Here is a 14148-nt window from a genome sequence, read left to right as displayed (position 1 = left end):
GTTTTAAGGGATAGGTGTTGGCGCGGGAGCCCGGCCCCGGGGCTTCAGCCGGCGCTCGGGTCGGTTCCGTCCAGGCGGTAAATTTCCTCTGCCACCATCCGGCCCAACCGGGGGGCGTGGGCCTGGTCCCGGCCGACAACATGGAACCCGTTGCGGGTAAGCACCCGGACCGAGGCAGCGTTGCCCACGGCCACACGGGCATACAGGGGCCGCGTGGGAATGCCGGCGATGAAGCGCGCCACCGCCGCGCTGGCGATGCCCCGCCGCCAGAAGGCCCGGCCCAGCCAATAGCTGATGGATGGCACCCCCTCCTGCGGGAAATGGGCGATGTAGCCCGCCACCTCGCCGTCCGCCAGGATGGTCAGGGTCAGCAAATCAGGGTTGGCCCGGATGCGCGCCCACTTGTCCCGGAACACGGCCTCGTCATCAGGCCACGCCGGCCCGAACACGGCCATGTCCGCCGCCACGGGGTCGGCCTGCTGCGTGAAGAAGACGGCCAAGTCGGTGTCGACCACGGGGCGCAGCGTGGGAACAATGGGGCCAGACGTCATGACGTGGTACCGGGGATCGAAGGCGTTGGTCGTGGGCAGGCCCGCCCTCCAACAAAAACACCCCCGCCCGGCGGTCCGGGCGGGGGTGCTTCGGGGCCGGTCGCCGCTTACTTCAGCGTCGCCAGATAGGCGATGACGTTGTCGCGGTCGGCCTGCGCCTTCAGGCCGACGAACACCATCTTGGTGCCCGGAACCACGGCGCGGGGGTCGGTCAGGTAGGTGTCCAGCTCCTTGGCCGTCCACTCCCTGTTGGCGGTCTTCATGGCGGCGGAATAGTCATAGCCGGGGGCGGTGGCCGACTTGCGGCCGACAATGCCGTGCAGGCTGGGGCCGACCTTGTTCACGCCGGCATCGACGGAATGGCAGACCGCGCACTTCTTGAAAACCACCTGGCCGGCGGCGGGATCACCCTCCGCCAGGGCCGTTCCGGCCGTTCCACCCGCGATGATCGTGGCGGCCACAGCCGCCCAAAAACCGATACGTCGCACCTTCCACTCTCCTTTGCCTGTTCCCTGGTCCGTGTGAACCCCGGAATCGTGTGAACTCAATCGTCGTGTGAACTCAATCAGGGAGACCCGGGGCCTTCTCCCGGGGGTGTCGATGCCGTGGCCGGGGCCAGGGGCAATCCGGCGGCGCGCCAGCCGTCCACGCCGTCCGGGTACCAGGCGGCGTTGGTGTATCCATAACTGGCGGCACGCTTGGTCGCATTCCAGCTCATCCAGCACGCGGGCAGACAATAAAACACCAGCGGACGGCTCTTGTCGCCCCCGCTTAAAGTCGCAAGTTGTTGTTGGAACCAGCTTTCCATCTCCGGGCTCAGGGCGCCCCGGCCCACGTCGGGCAGCCAGGCGCTGCCCGGCAGGTCGGCATGGGGCAGGGGCATCCAGAGCGACCCAGGGGGCGATCCCGCCGGCCGGCGGGGGGCGGGCAGCACATCCACCAGCACCACGCGGTCCCCCATCCGCGCCAGCAGGGACTGGAGCGCCGCCGTCGTCAGCACCCGCCCGCCCGCCACCGTGGCCGGCACGGGGGCGCGGTAGTCGTCCAGGCGATAGCCTGGCGGTTCCGGTATCGGTGGATTGGGCACCGGGGGATCGGGCGGTTGGGCGGCGGCCGCCCCGGCCAGCATGCCCAGGGACAGGGCGGCGGCCCGCGCCGCCGCATTCATCCCCATGGGGTCATCCTCACGGGTTCATCCCCACGGCCCGGCCCTCATGGCTTGGCGCCGCTGGTCGCCCCCGGCAGGCTGGCGGCGATGGGCTTGTTCTGCTCATCCAGCAGGGGGATGCCGTAGTCGGCCAGCAGCTTGTCGACCTCCGCCCGGTGGCGTTGCAGGGCCTGGTCGACGGTGCGGCGCCATTCCGGCTCGTTGGCGCGCACGCCCATGGCGATGCGGAAGTCCAGCCGCCCGCCTTCGCCCTCGGGGTCCAGGAAGGCGGCCTTCAGCGGCAGCTTGTCGTGCTTGATGTAATAGCCGGCGATGGGTCCCCACAGCAGCGCCACGTCGATCTTGTGGTCCACCAGATCCTGCAGCATGGATCGCGCTGGCGACTCGTACCGGGTGTCCACGGCCAGGGAGTACGATGTGGTGCGGTCCATCAGCTTGTGGCGCAGCAGCAGGTCGGTGGGCGGCGTGGCGGCCACGATGCCGAAGCGCTTGTCCGCCAGGCTGGGGTCACCCAGCGAGACGGCGGCGATGCGCGCGTCCGCCCGGGTCACGATCATGTAGCCGCTGTGGTAATAGGCGGTGGTGCTGTCCATCAGCGCGTCGCCGGCCGCCGTGCCCATCACGAGGTCGCATTGGCGGGCGCGCAAGGTGTTGCGCACGAAGCCCATGACCTGGGGGAACCAGACGTAGCTGACGGGCAGCTTCAGATCCTGGCCGATGATGGCCGCGATCTTGTTCTCGAACCCTTCCTGCTTCTGGTTGGAATAGGGCAGGTCGCTGGGGTCGGCGCAGACACGCAATTCGGTGCGGGACACCAGTTCGGCCGTCTGGGCCAGGGCCTGGGTGCAGGTGAGCGCCAGCGGCAGCAGGGCCGCCAGCGCCAGACGGGATGCCCGTCGGTTGAACAGCTTCATCAGGGAACCGCGTTCTTCAGTCACCGATGCGTTGCGGCCGGCCGCGGCCGAGGACACCGTCGGACCGGGCCTTCAGGTAGCCGTAGATGTCATCCAGATAGTTCGCCACATCCTCCGTCGTGCCGAACGAGGGCATGACGTTGTTGTTGGCGGTGTTCACGTTCTTGCGCCCGTTGATCACCGTTTCGGCGAACGTGTCATAATCCATGTGCTTCAGGCTGTCCGTCAGGTCCGGGGCGTAGGAGCTGCCGGCCCCATCGGGCCCGTGGCAGCGCAAGCAGGATTCGCCATAGCGACGGTAGCCGTTGTAGGTGCCTTGATCGACCTTGCCGCCCTCGACCTTGTAGGGTTTGGTCTCGGTTGCCGCCACCTTGGTGGCGGGGGCGCTGCCGTCGGCGGCCACGGCCAAGCCGGCGGCGCCGCAGACGGTCAGGGACAGGAAGGAGACGGCAACGGCCAGTGCCACGCGTTTCGGCATCAGTCGGACCTCTTTCGCGAAGTGGAATGCGGTAGAAAACCCTGGGTGCCCGAACTCGCCAGCACCCGAACCACCAATACCCGAATTGGCCAGTACGCGAATTCAGGGGGCAAAGAAGCCCCGCCTGAGGGAACACCCCAGGCGGGGCTTTAGGAGTAGAGAGGGTTACGGTAGGGCGAAGACGGTGAGCACACCGCCCAGCTGGGTGTAATTGGCCAGCTGCCTGTAGGCGCCGACGGCACCCAGGCCGTCGGTGTCGCCGCCCAGGCCGGCGGCCATGCCGATGCCGGCCCAGCCGCCGACACCGGACAGCACGGCGATATACTGCTTGCCGCCATGCTCATAGCTTGTGACGTTGCCGATGATCCCCGACGGCGTCTTGAACTTGTACAGCTCCTTGCCGGTCTTCATGTCGACCGCCTTCAGATAGCCTTCCAGCGTGCCGTAGAAGGCGACGCCGCCCGCCGTGGTCAGGGCGCCGGACCAGACGGAGAAGGTCTCCTTGTTGGACCAGACGATCTTGCCGGCGCTGGCGTCCCAGGCGATGAAGTTGCCCAGGTGGCTCTCGCCCTTGGGCGGGAACATCGACAGGGTGGCGCCGACATAGGGCTGGCCGGCGGTGTAGGAGACCTTGAACGGCTCGTAATCCATGCAGACGTGGTTGGTCGGCACGTAGAACAGGCCGGTTTCCGGGGAGAAGGAGGCCGGCTGCTGATCCTTGCTGCCCAGGGCCGCCGGGCAGACGCCCTTGGTGTTCTTGTCCTCGCCGTTCTGGTCGGTGCTGTATTGGGCGACGACCTGGGGCCGGCCGGTCTTCATGTCGACATGGGTGGCCCAGTTCACGGCGGGGTCGTACTTCTCCGCCACCAGCAGCTCGCCCGTCTCACGGTTCATGGTATAGGCGAAGCCGTTGCGGTCGAAGTGGACCAGCGCCTTGACGGGCGTGCCCTTCACCTTGATGTCGGCCAGGATCATCTCATTGACGCCGTCATAGTCCCACTCGTCATGGGGCGTCATCTGATAGACCCACTTGGCCACGCCGGTGTCGGCGTCACGGGCGAAGATGGTCATGGACCATTTGTTGTCGCCGGGGCGCTGCTTCGGGTTCCAGGTGGAAGGGTTGCCCGAGCCGTAATAGATCAGGTTCAGCTGCGGGTCGTAGCTGGTCCAGCCCCAGGTGGCGCCGCCGCCGGTCTTCCACTGGTCGCCCTGCCAGGTGGACAGGGACGAATTGGCGCCGACGGGCTTGCCCAGGTTCATGGTCTTTTGCGGGTCGAACAGGATCTGGTCGTCGGGACCGACCGAATAGGCCTTCCACGCGACGGAACCGTCCTTCAGGTTGTAGGCCGTCATGCGGCCCTGCACGCCGAATTCGCCGCCGCTGATGCCAACCAGCACCTTGTCCTTCACCACGAACGGCGCGCCGGTCATGGTCTCGCCCTTCTTGGGATCGCCGTTGGCGACCTTCCACAGCTCCTTGCCGGTCTTGGCGTCCAACGCCACGACGTTGGCGTCGGCCTGGTTCAGGATGATCTTGCCATCGCCATAGGCGACGCCGCGGTTCACCGTGTCGCAGCACATGACCGGGATGACGTTGGGATCCTGCTTGGGCTCATACTTCCACAGGATGCGGCCCTGGTTGTTCAGGTCCAGCGCGTACACGATGTTGGGGAATGGGGTGTGGACGTACATGACGTCGCCCACGATCAGCGGCCCGCCCTCGTGCCCGCGCAGCACGCCGGTGGAGAAGCTCCAAATCGGCCGCAGTTCCTTCACGTTGGCCGCGGTGATCTGCTTCAGGCTGCTGTAACGCTGGTTGGCGTAGTCGCCGGATTGCATGACCCACTGCTTGGGGTCCTTGGAAAGCTTGCCCAGCTCTTCATTCGCCAGCGACGGTTGGCTGCCGGCAAGCATGCTGGCCGCCACCAGGGCGGTCCAGGACAACAGGACCTTCTTCCGCTGATTCATCATTTCCCTCCCTGGGGATGACCGGTAGGTCCGGCCGATTTGGTGTCCGCCTGGCCGGCGGATGGGCGACGCGATAATTAGGCAAACGAAAGGTGCTCTAAGGACCGGATGCGCGAAATCGGGCAGGCCCCGCCGGGCCCGCCCCTGGGGGGCGCCGTCAGACGTCCGCGCAGGCGTAGCAGTTGATTTCCATGCCCAGGACGATTTCGGTGACGGTGGGCTTCTTCCAACGCATGGGGGATCTCCTTTGAAGGTTTAAGGGTAGGTCCCGCAGGACCGATGTCCATCCCGCTTCAGGCCGCTGGCCGCCGATGGGCGACCCCTCCTACTTCCCTGCCATCCGCCCCAGGCACCGGCACGCCTGCCGGTTCGGGGGGGATGGCCGTTTCGCGCCCGGGGCCAGGGTACTGGGGATACCGTTGAAACCGGGCGCTTGTCGGATAAGGGGGCAAGGGGGCACCGGTGTCCGGTCGCGCCGCAGGCCCACGTTTACGCGGGAACTTTGACTCTGCCAGTTCTTCGTCATTGCTGTCGCCGTGGCCCCTCCAGGTTCGCTCCTCTCGAGCCATCCCTTGGAACCGCGGAGACCCTTTGAAACTACAAAGGTATGAACCGCCGTTCGGCTTGCTGCCCATCTTCAAGAAGCCCGTCCCGGGTGCCAATTGTACTTTGGTACAAGGATGGCGCGCCGTGCGGATGGGGGGTGGGCGATGGACCGCCGATAGGGCCAGTATCGCCTATAATCGATGACTTATCAAATAATTGCCATAAACGGCCGGAAAGCCTGCGCCACCTTGGCGAATAATGTCGGCCTAAGCCTCTCAGGCACTAGCGGGGGGCCGCCGGATCGACTATCGTCAAGGTCGAGGAAACGCCGAATATAATCGCCCGCGAACGAGGCGACGCATGCCGCAAGTAATCATTGCCGACGACCATCCCATGGTGCGGGGCGCGCTGGCCCTTGCCGTGGAATCCGCTTTTGACCAAGTCGAGATAGTGGAATGCGCCCATCTGGGGGCGGTGATGCAGTTGCTGGAGTCCATCGGTGTCGCCGATCTCCTGCTGCTGGATCTGCGCATGCCCGGGGTGGACGGATTCGAAGGCCTGGTGCGCATCCGTAGCCAATTCCCCGCCACGCCCGTGGTGGTGATCTCGGCCCTGGAGGATCCGCGTCTGGTGCGGGAGGCGCTGGCGTTGGGCGCCATGGGCTTCATACCCAAATCCACCCCACGGGCGGAGATCGTGGCGGCCCTGGCCCTGGTGGCCGGCGGCGGCACCTACTGCCCCGCCGATCTGGTGGCCGCCGCCCCGCCGCCCGACCCCAAGGGCCAGGCGACGGACGACGATTTCCTGCAGCGGGTCCTGACCCTGACGCCACAGCAGCGCCGCGTGCTGCAGCTGCTGGGCACGGGCAAGCTGAACAAGGAGATCGCCTATGACCTGGACATCGCCGAAACCACGGTGAAGGCCCACGTCTCCAGCATCCTGCACAAGCTGCGCGTCTACAGCCGGACCCAGGCCGTGGTCATGGCCGGCCGCCTGCATCTGGACAGCTTCGCCGACGTCGCGGAAGGCTGACTCCGGAGCCCAAGGCCGGAGGCCGCCGGAACCCATTACCGGAACCCATGGCTGCGATACGGACTTGAGAAGGGGGATCAAACCCCCTTCGAGGAGACGGGCCATGGCCGAGCACCATACCGAAGCCGCCGCCTATGGCGGCATGGCGGGCGAACCGGGACGGTGGCCGGAGAACTTCATCCTGCACAGCCTGGGTTGGGTTCCAAACAACGCCCGTTTGGCCGTGCTGCTGTATCGCGGCATGGCGCGGCTGGAGGGCGAGGACCCGGCGGCGGCGTTCGAAGGGCTGTTCCGGCGCAACGGCTGGCCGGCGCGGTGGCGGGACGGCATCTACGACTACCATCACTACCACTCCACCGCCCATGAGGTGCTGGGCGTCGCCCGCGGCCGGGCCGAGCTGATGCTGGGCGGCCCGCAGGGTCGGGCCGTGACGGTGCGCGCCGGCGACGTGGCCGTCCTGCCGGCCGGGACCGGCCATTGCCGCCTGGACGCCAGCGACGACTTCCTGGTGGTGGGCGGTTATCCGCCGGCCCAGGAGTGGGACATCTGCCGGGAGGCGCCGACGCCTGTCATGGTGGAGCGCATCGCCCGGCTGCCTTTCCCGGCCAGCGACCCCGTCACCGGCGCTGACGGTCCCCTGACCAAGCTGTGGACGCCCACGCCCGGCTACCAGATGTGAACACGGTCCGCCGGCCGCACGTACATGCCGTCACCCGGCCGTACATCGAAGGCCTGGTAGTAGGCGTCCAGGTTGACCAGACTACCCTTCACCCGGAAGGGGGCGGGCGCGTGGGTGTCGGCCAGGGCCTGGTTCAGGTCCTTTTCCGTCTTGATCGGTTCCGCCGCCCATTGCCGGGCGAAGGCCAGGAAGAAGCGCTGGTCGCCCGTCCAGCCGTCCAGCACCGGCGCCGGCCTGCCGTTCAGGGCCTGGTGATAGGCGTCGTAGGCGATGGCCAGGCCGGAGATGTCGGCGATATTCTCCCCCACCGTCAGCTCGCCGTCCAGAGGATGCCCCGGGGTGGCCTCGTACCGGGCGTACTGCGCGACCACCGCCTGGGCGCGTTTTTCGAATTCCGCCCTGTCCTGCGGCGTCATCCATTCCACGCGGGCGCCGCGCCCGTCATAGCGGCTGCCCGCCCGGTCGAAGGCGTGGCTCAGCTCATGCGCGATGAACCAGCCCAGCGCGCCGTAGTTCACCGCGTCGTCCGCGTCCACCTGAAAATTGGGCGGCCGCAGCAGGGCGGCGGGGAGCACCACCTGGTTGCGGCTGACGGAGTAGTAGCCGTTCACCGACTGCGGGGTCATGGTCCATTCCTCGCGGTCGACGGGGCGCTCCAGCTTGGCGATGGTTTCGCGGAACTGCAGGCCGCGCGCCCGCAGCCAGTTGCCCACCGGGTCGTGCGGGTCGGTCGTCAGGCCGGTATAGTCGCGGATGTGGTCGGGCGCGCCCAGGCGGATGACCAGCTGGTCCAGCTTGGCCAGCGCCCCCCGCCGGCTTTCGGGGCCCATCCAGGCCAGGGTCTGGATGCGCTGGCGGAAGGCTTGGACGATGGTGTCCAGCACCTGCCGCGCCTTGCGCTCCGTCTCCGGCGAGGAATAACGCTGGACGTACAGCCGGCCCAGCGCGTCGCCCATGGTGTCCTCGATATAGCCCATGGCGCGCAGCCAGCGCGGCCGGCTGGCCGTGGCGCCGCGCAGGGTGGCGCCATAGAAGGCGTCAGCCTCCTCCCGATAGGGTCGGGGCAGCAGGCGGGCCACGTTGTCCAGCAACCGCAGGCGCAGGTAGGCCCGCCATACCGGCGCCGGCGTCCCGGTCAGCAGCCGGCCGTAGGCGGTGAAGAAGCTGTCCTGCCCCACGTTGAAATGGCGGACCGAGTCGGGGATGCCCACGGCGCTGGCGTACAGCGCCAGGTCCAGGCCCGGCGCGACGGTGGCCAGTGCGGCGCGGTCTTGGCGGTGGGCGGTGGCGCCCGGCACGCGGGTCGCCGTTTCGGTCCACTGCGCCGTGGCCAACCTGGTTTCCAGCGTCACCACGGCTTTGGCCAGCGCGCCGGCGTTGGATACGCCGGACAGGGTCAGCACGCGTTCGACATGCCCGCGATAGGCGTCGTGGATGCTTTTGAACCGGGGCGCGTCGTCGACGTAATAGTCGCGGTCGGGCAGGCCCAGGTCCGACTGCACGAAATCGGCCAGGTAGCGGGTTGGATCCTGGTCGTCGGCATGCACCCAGACGCCGAAGCCGATGTCCAGGTTGTGGGCGCCCAGCATGGCGATGGCCCGGGTGATGTCGGCGGGCGTCCTGGCGGCGTCGATTTGCGCCAGCTGGGCCTTCAGCGGCGCCAGGACGGCGGCGCCGATGGCCGCCTCATCCATGAAGCCGGCGTACAGATCCGCCAGCTTGGCGTTGTTCGGGTCGCCGCCGGGGGCGGTGCCCAGGGCTTGAAGGTCGCGGTTCAGCGCCTCATAGACGCCCAGCTGCATCTCCCGCCCCGCGTTCCAGCCCGGCATGTAGGCGGGACCTTGGGTGCGATCGATCCAACCGCCCACGGCGAAGCGGTAGAAATCGTCCTGGGGCCGCGTGGCGCGGTCCAGATCCGCCTCCTGGATGCCGGAGGCCGGGCCGGACTGGGCGAAGGCGGCGCCGGACGAGAGGCCGGACGAAAGCAGGAACCAGGCCAGGGCCAACGCAAGCCGACGCATCCGCAACCATCCGCCAATTCTTATGTCCTGGCGGAAGATATACAGGCTTAGAGGGTGGGGCGCGACACCTCCGGCGCGATGGGGGGGGCCACTTCGCGGGCGCGGTAATGGGCCAGCAGGCGGGGGCACAGCAGTTCCAGCCGGGCGTCGGTCTCGGCGCTGCGCGGCTTGTCGCGATGCGCGTCGGTCACGCCGCCGCCGCGGGCGTTGCCGAACACCACCCCCATGGTTTCCTGCAGGGGCGGTTCCGCCGCCCATAGGGTTCCCAGCAGTTCGTTATAGCCGCGCCGGTAGGTGTAATGCTCCTCGGTCAGCGGCCATCCCAGGGCTTCCATGGCGGTGAACACCGCCGGGTCGCGGGCCAGGAAGTCCTCGTAATGCACCACGGCGTCGAACCGCTGGTGCCGTTCGGCGAACAGCTGGTCCAGGATCAGGAACTTCTCGTCCATCAGGCCCGAATGATGGCGATAGTCCTTGGTGCTCAGGCTTTCGTAGTTGTCGCGGGGGTCGCGCAGCAACAGCACCACCTTGTCGGGGCGGAACCGTTCGACATGCACGGCCAAGGGATAGGCGGTGGTCACCACCACCTTGGCCACGAAATCGGCGCTGGTGGTGACCCGTGGGGCGGCGAAGTTATTGGGGATGTCGACCAGCGCCAGGCATCCCGGCCGCTCCGCCAGCGCCCGGGCGAAGGCCGTGGCGCCGGCCGACTGCATGCCGTGGATCAGCAGGCGCATGGTGCCGCCTCCTCAGGCGCCGGGCCGGGGCCTGCTGGGTCGCTGACGGGGTCTGGGTCGGGAAAGGTCATCCAATCCTCCGTCAGCTCGGCGGTGATGAAGACATAGCGGCGGGTGTGCGGCGTCGGATGGCGCGGGCTCACCCCGTGCAGGGCGTTCACGTTCTGTGGGAAGATCACCAGCCGGTTGGCGGCATAGGGGATGGTGGCCACCCGCTCCACCGCGTCCGGCGGCATCTCATAGGGCGAGACGGGGCCCGCCGGCCCGCGTCGCCAGCGGAACAGTTCCAGATCGCCGCCCACGGCGTCGTCGTCCGGTGCCCGCAGGTAGAACAGGCAGGAGAACAGGCGGTTCGGCGTGTCCAGGTGGGCCGCACGGGAGGAGGAGGGCCGATCGCGTACGGCGCTGTTGATCTCCAGCCGCGCGTCCTGGTGGATGCGATAGGGGCCGGGGTTGCTGAGGCTCAGCCGGCCGGTGCTGTGGCCGGTCAGGCTGCCGTCCAGGGCGGCCAGCATCGCCGGGTCCCAATGGCCCGCGAACAGGGTCGCCACCTCGGCCAGGAATTCCGGTCCGCTGTGCAGGGCTACGAACTCCTTCCAGCACTCCGGCAGATCCGGGGCCTCCATCAACAGCTGGGCCGGCAGGGCGAAACGCCGGTTGTTGGGCACCCGTTCCGGCGGGCAGTCCCATGCCAGGCGCTGGAAGCTGGGGAAGCTGTCGCTCAAGGCCTCATACCGCGCCGCTTCCATGGGCAGGTCGGCCACGATATGGGGAAAGGGATCGGTGCGGATGTCCGCCGGGGTCAGGCCGGCCAGGAGGGAGCGCATGCGGGAACCTTGACGCGAGGCGTGTTTTCCATGCACCGGGGATATCGCCGGTTGTGGCGGGGTGTCAACGCGTCAGATCAAGGACAGGCGGCGGAAAGTCTGCTTGGGCCGCTCACCCCAGCATGCTGGACAGCAGGGCCCGCAGCTGGGCGGGGTTCAGGGGCTTCTTCAACATCCAGTAATGGTGCTGCTTCACCTGGGCCTCGACCTCGGGGGTGTGGTCGGCGGTGACGATGATGCCCGGCGGGGCGGTGCCGGCGCTGGCGGCGATGGCCTGGCGCAGGCGGGTGACCACGTCGGGGCCGATGTGGCCGTCGCCCAGGTGGAAATCGGCGATCAGCACGTCGGGCGGGCGGGGCAGGCGGGCCAGCACCTCCAGCGCCTCGTCCCCGGTGGCGGCCACGACCGCCTCGCAGCCCCAGGTGGACAGCAGGGCCTGCATGCCCATCAGGGCGCTGGGCTCGTCATCCAGGACCAGCACCAGGGCGTCGTCCAGGGGGCGGGCGGTGCCGTCGCCGGCCACCCGGCGGGGGGTGGCCGACGCCGTCATGGCGCCCAGGGGCACGGCGACCGAGAAGACGGAGCCCCGTCCCACCACCGACCGCGTCTCCACCGTCAGGCCCAGTACCTTGGCCACCCGGCGCACGATGGCCAGGCCCAGGCCCATGCCGCGGCCGGCGGCCCGGTTGCGCCCTTCGCCCCCACCCAGCATGGGCCCCCGGTGCAACTGGTGGAATTCCTTGAAGATCTCGTCCAGCTGGTCGGGCGGAATCCCGGGGCCGCTGTCCCACACCTCGATGCGCAGGAAATCGCCCCGCCGGCGACAGCCCAGCAGCACGCCGCCGTGCTGGGTGTAGCGGACGGCGTTGGACAGGAAGTTCTGCACGATGCTGCGCAGCAGGCGGATGTCACAGCGCACCACCGCCCGTGACGGGGCGTAGCGCAGGACGAGGCCCCGCTCATGCGCCACCACCTGGTGTTCGGTGTACAGCGGGCCCAGCAGGCTGCCGATGGGGAAATCCACCACCTCTGGTGAGACGGCGCCGGCGTCCAGCTTCGAGATGTCCAGCAGGGCGTCCAGCAGCCCCTCGACCGCGCCCAGCGACACGTCGATGTTGTCGATCAGCGAGCGGTTCTTGCGGGTGTGCTCCAGCTCCGCCAATGCCGAGACGAACAGGCGGGCGGAATTCAGCGGCTGCAGCAGGTCGTGGCTGGCGGCGGCCAGGAACTTGGTCTTGGACAGGTTGGCCTGTTCCGCCTCCACCTTGGCGGATTGCAGCGCGCGCTCCACCTCCCGCCGCTCCGCGATCTCCTGCTGCAATTGGCCGTTCAGGGCGGTCAGGGCGGCCGTGCGCTCCGTCACCCGCCGTTCCAGGGTCTCGTTGGCCTCCTTGATGGCGGCGTCGGCGCGGCGCCGTTCCGTCACGTCCTGCATCAGGGTGAACAGGCCCAGGATGACGCGGTCCTGGTCGGCGTTGGGCAGGCCGATATGGGGCACGAAGGTGACGTGGGCATACCGGGGCTCCGCCAGGGGATCGGCGTCGCCGGTGGGTGTCAGCTCCACCTCGAACGACACCGTCTGCCCGGCCAGGGCCTGGCGGATATAGGCGGCGCAGCGCTGATAGAACGCCGGCGCCAGCACGGTGCGCATGCGCCGGCCCAGGATCGCCGTCTCCGGCCGCTTCAGCCACTGCCGGTAGGGGGCATTGACGAATTGGTAGCGTTCCTCCGCGTCGGCGTAGGCGATCAGCGCCGGCATGGCGTCCGTCACCAGGCGGATGCGCCGCTCGCTGTCGCGCAGCGCCTCCTCGTTGCGCTTGCGCTCGGTGATGTCGGTGAAGGTCAGGACGAAGCCGCCGTCCGGCATGGGGCTGCGCTCGATATCCAGCACCCGGCCGTTGAACCATGTCTGCTCCAGCCGCAGCGGCAGCGGGTTGATGTGCGGTTCCAGGAAGCGCGGCTCGCTGATGCCGTGGGGCTGCAGGCCCTCGTTGAAACGCTGGAAGTCGGCGAAGACGGCGCCCCGGCGCACGCAGCGGGGCGAAAGGTCCAGCAGGCGCACGAATTCGTTGTTCCAGGCGACCAGCGTCAGGTGGACGTCGTACACCGCCACGCCCTGGAAGATGCTGTCCAGCGTGGCTTGCAGCAGCGTGGTCTTCTTGGCCAGCGCCGCCTTCCACTGCAGCGTCTCCCGCCGCTTCAGCGCGGTGATGTCGGTGTAGATGGCGACTACGCCGCCGTCGTTGGTGCGCTTCTCGTTGATCTGCATCCAGCGGCCATCGCTCAGCGCGTGGACGGTGGGGCCCTGGCATTCGGCATGCTGGCGCAGGCGGCGCCGCACCCAGCCGTCGGGATCGCGATAGGCGTCCATCACGCTTTTGCGCTGCACCGCTAGGTGCACCATGTCGCTGAAGGACATGCCGGGGTGCACGTCGCCCGCCATGCCAGGCCAGAAGCTCAGGTAATCCTGGTTGAACAGCACCAGCCGGTCGGCGGCGTCGAACAGGGCGAAACCGCCGCTGACCGCCTCGATGGCGGTGAACAGGCGCAGGCGGGCGGTTTCGGCCTGCTCCCGCGCGTTGGCGGCCTCGTGGTAGGACCGCTCCAGATCCACCAGCGCCTCTTCCAGCGACTGGGTGCGCGAGCGCACCTGCGCCTCCAGTGAAATGGCGGTCTGGAACAGGGAGAAGGCCGAGCCCTGGCCGTCCACATGCAGTTCCACCCGGTCCATCAGCGACTGGTTGATGCGGGTCAGCTTGGCCACCTGCCGTTCCAGCTCGGCGATGCGGCGGGCGGCGTCCTCGTTCGCTGGCGCCGGGCTGGCCGGGGGGGGCAGGGGCTTGGGATTGATCATGTCGCACCGATGGCGACGCCGGTGAACGTCTGATTGACGTGCATGGACATGTACTGTTCGCCATAGGTGCAGAAGCCGGTGACGTGATGGGCCACGAACAGGTCCGACACGGCGGCCTTCAGGTTGCGCTGTTCGGTTTCCAGATTGCGCAGCACGCAGTCGAACCCCACGATGGCTTCCGGACGTCCGCCGATCTCCCGCTCCAGGCGGCGGAACAGCTCATGCAGATTTTCCACCATATCGATGCCGCGCGCCACCGTCAGCACCAGGCCCTCGTCGATGGCGCACAGGAAGGTCAGGCTGTTGTCTGGATTCACCTTCTGGATGGCACGCACATGGTACTGCCCGCCCACCCGCACCACCACCGGGGGCG

At 68.1% G+C, this 14148-nt stretch carries 14 protein-coding genes; 2 read left to right on the top strand and 12 right to left on the bottom strand.

The features are described from left to right. Positions 1-44 precede the first annotated feature (44 nt). The 7 genes from I55_RS11690 to pqqA form a co-directional block, all read right to left on the bottom strand. Positions 45-551, bottom strand: coding sequence for a GNAT family N-acetyltransferase (locus I55_RS11690; RefSeq protein WP_044560729.1), 507 nt, complete (start codon positions 549-551; stop codon positions 45-47). A gap of 107 nt (positions 552-658) precedes the next feature. Then, positions 659-1039: a cytochrome c family protein gene (locus I55_RS11685; RefSeq protein ID WP_044560728.1), complete on the bottom strand. Its 381-nt coding sequence runs from the start codon at positions 1037-1039 to the stop codon at positions 659-661. A 77-nt stretch (positions 1040-1116) separates the two neighbouring features. Then, positions 1117-1725, bottom strand: coding sequence for a PQQ-dependent catabolism-associated CXXCW motif protein (locus tag I55_RS11680; RefSeq protein WP_199902562.1), 609 nt, complete (start codon positions 1723-1725; stop codon positions 1117-1119). 38 nt (positions 1726-1763) lie between these two features. Further along, complete coding sequence (locus tag I55_RS11675; protein WP_044560745.1) at positions 1764-2633, bottom strand: substrate-binding domain-containing protein; 870 nt, start codon at positions 2631-2633, stop codon at positions 1764-1766. Positions 2634-2649: 16 nt separating this feature from the next. Next, positions 2650-3111 (bottom strand): cytochrome c, encoded by a 462-nt coding sequence (locus I55_RS11670; RefSeq protein ID WP_049974036.1) that lies wholly within the window; start codon positions 3109-3111, stop codon positions 2650-2652. 165 nt (positions 3112-3276) lie between these two features. Beyond that, positions 3277-5079: a methanol/ethanol family PQQ-dependent dehydrogenase gene (locus I55_RS11665; RefSeq protein WP_044560743.1), complete on the bottom strand. Its 1803-nt coding sequence runs from the start codon at positions 5077-5079 to the stop codon at positions 3277-3279. Positions 5080-5236: 157 nt separating this feature from the next. Next, complete coding sequence (pqqA, locus tag I55_RS39520) at positions 5237-5314, bottom strand: pyrroloquinoline quinone precursor peptide PqqA (RefSeq protein WP_083901036.1); 78 nt, start codon at positions 5312-5314, stop codon at positions 5237-5239. 671 nt (positions 5315-5985) lie between these two features. Between pqqA and I55_RS11660 the strand changes: the two genes are divergently transcribed. Together I55_RS11660 and I55_RS11655 are read left to right on the top strand one after the other, a co-directional pair. Continuing rightward, entirely contained in the window at positions 5986-6657 is a 672-nt protein-coding gene (locus I55_RS11660; RefSeq protein WP_044560727.1) for a response regulator transcription factor, read from the top strand. 103 nt (positions 6658-6760) lie between these two features. After that, on the top strand, positions 6761-7336 hold the full coding sequence (locus I55_RS11655) for a cupin domain-containing protein (protein ID WP_044560726.1): 576 nt from the start codon (positions 6761-6763) through the stop codon (positions 7334-7336). Here I55_RS11655 and I55_RS11650 read toward each other — a convergent pair. From I55_RS11650 to I55_RS11630, 5 genes are all read right to left on the bottom strand, one after another. Continuing rightward, positions 7324-9357 (bottom strand): M13 family metallopeptidase, encoded by a 2034-nt coding sequence (locus I55_RS11650; protein WP_044560725.1) that lies wholly within the window; start codon positions 9355-9357, stop codon positions 7324-7326. The two genes, I55_RS11655 and I55_RS11650, sit on opposite strands and share 13 nt — an antisense overlap. 47 nt (positions 9358-9404) lie before the next feature. After that, positions 9405-10094: a sulfotransferase family protein gene (locus I55_RS37000; RefSeq protein WP_044560723.1), complete on the bottom strand. Its 690-nt coding sequence runs from the start codon at positions 10092-10094 to the stop codon at positions 9405-9407. Continuing rightward, positions 10082-10921: a 2OG-Fe(II) oxygenase gene (locus tag I55_RS11640; RefSeq protein WP_044560722.1), complete on the bottom strand. Its 840-nt coding sequence runs from the start codon at positions 10919-10921 to the stop codon at positions 10082-10084. Before I55_RS11640 ends, I55_RS37000 begins: the two co-directional genes overlap by 13 nt. 112 nt (positions 10922-11033) lie before the next feature. Continuing rightward, positions 11034-13775: a NahK/ErcS family hybrid sensor histidine kinase/response regulator gene (locus tag I55_RS11635; protein WP_083901033.1), complete on the bottom strand. Its 2742-nt coding sequence runs from the start codon at positions 13773-13775 to the stop codon at positions 11034-11036. Beyond that, positions 13772-14148: FIST C-terminal domain-containing protein (locus I55_RS11630; RefSeq protein WP_044560721.1), on the bottom strand; the 377-nt coding region annotated here is incomplete at its 5' end. The genes I55_RS11630 and I55_RS11635, both read right to left, overlap by 4 nt.

The sequence above is a fragment of the Azospirillum sp. B4 genome, assembly GCF_000333275.1.
GTDB lineage: Bacteria > Pseudomonadota > Alphaproteobacteria > Azospirillales > Azospirillaceae > Nitrospirillum.
Note: the sequence above shows the minus strand (reverse complement) of the source record. Positions and strands in the feature narration are given on the sequence as shown.

Bases quoted from the DNA above. Each gene is read 5' to 3' on its own strand.
- I55_RS11690 (WP_044560729.1), bottom strand. From the start codon at position 551: ATGACGTCTGGCCCCATTGTTCCCACGCTGCGCCCCGTGGTCGACACC.
- I55_RS11680 (WP_199902562.1), bottom strand. From the start codon at position 1,725: ATGGGGATGAATGCGGCGGCGCGGGCCGCCGCCCTGTCCCTGGGCATG.
- I55_RS11675 (WP_044560745.1), bottom strand. From the start codon at position 2,633: ATGAAGCTGTTCAACCGACGGGCATCCCGTCTGGCGCTGGCGGCCCTG.
- I55_RS11670 (WP_049974036.1), bottom strand. From the start codon at position 3,111: ATGCCGAAACGCGTGGCACTGGCCGTTGCCGTCTCCTTCCTGTCCCTG.
- I55_RS11665 (WP_044560743.1), bottom strand. From the start codon at position 5,079: ATGAATCAGCGGAAGAAGGTCCTGTTGTCCTGGACCGCCCTGGTGGCG.
- pqqA (WP_083901036.1), bottom strand. From the start codon at position 5,314: ATGCGTTGGAAGAAGCCCACCGTCACCGAAATCGTCCTGGGCATGGAA.
- I55_RS11660 (WP_044560727.1), top strand. From the start codon at position 5,986: ATGCCGCAAGTAATCATTGCCGACGACCATCCCATGGTGCGGGGCGCG.
- I55_RS11655 (WP_044560726.1), top strand. From the start codon at position 6,761: ATGGCCGAGCACCATACCGAAGCCGCCGCCTATGGCGGCATGGCGGGC.
- I55_RS11650 (WP_044560725.1), bottom strand. From the start codon at position 9,357: ATGCGTCGGCTTGCGTTGGCCCTGGCCTGGTTCCTGCTTTCGTCCGGC.
- I55_RS37000 (WP_044560723.1), bottom strand. From the start codon at position 10,094: ATGCGCCTGCTGATCCACGGCATGCAGTCGGCCGGCGCCACGGCCTTC.
- I55_RS11640 (WP_044560722.1), bottom strand. From the start codon at position 10,921: ATGCGCTCCCTCCTGGCCGGCCTGACCCCGGCGGACATCCGCACCGAT.
- I55_RS11635 (WP_083901033.1), bottom strand. From the start codon at position 13,775: ATGATCAATCCCAAGCCCCTGCCCCCCCCGGCCAGCCCGGCGCCAGCG.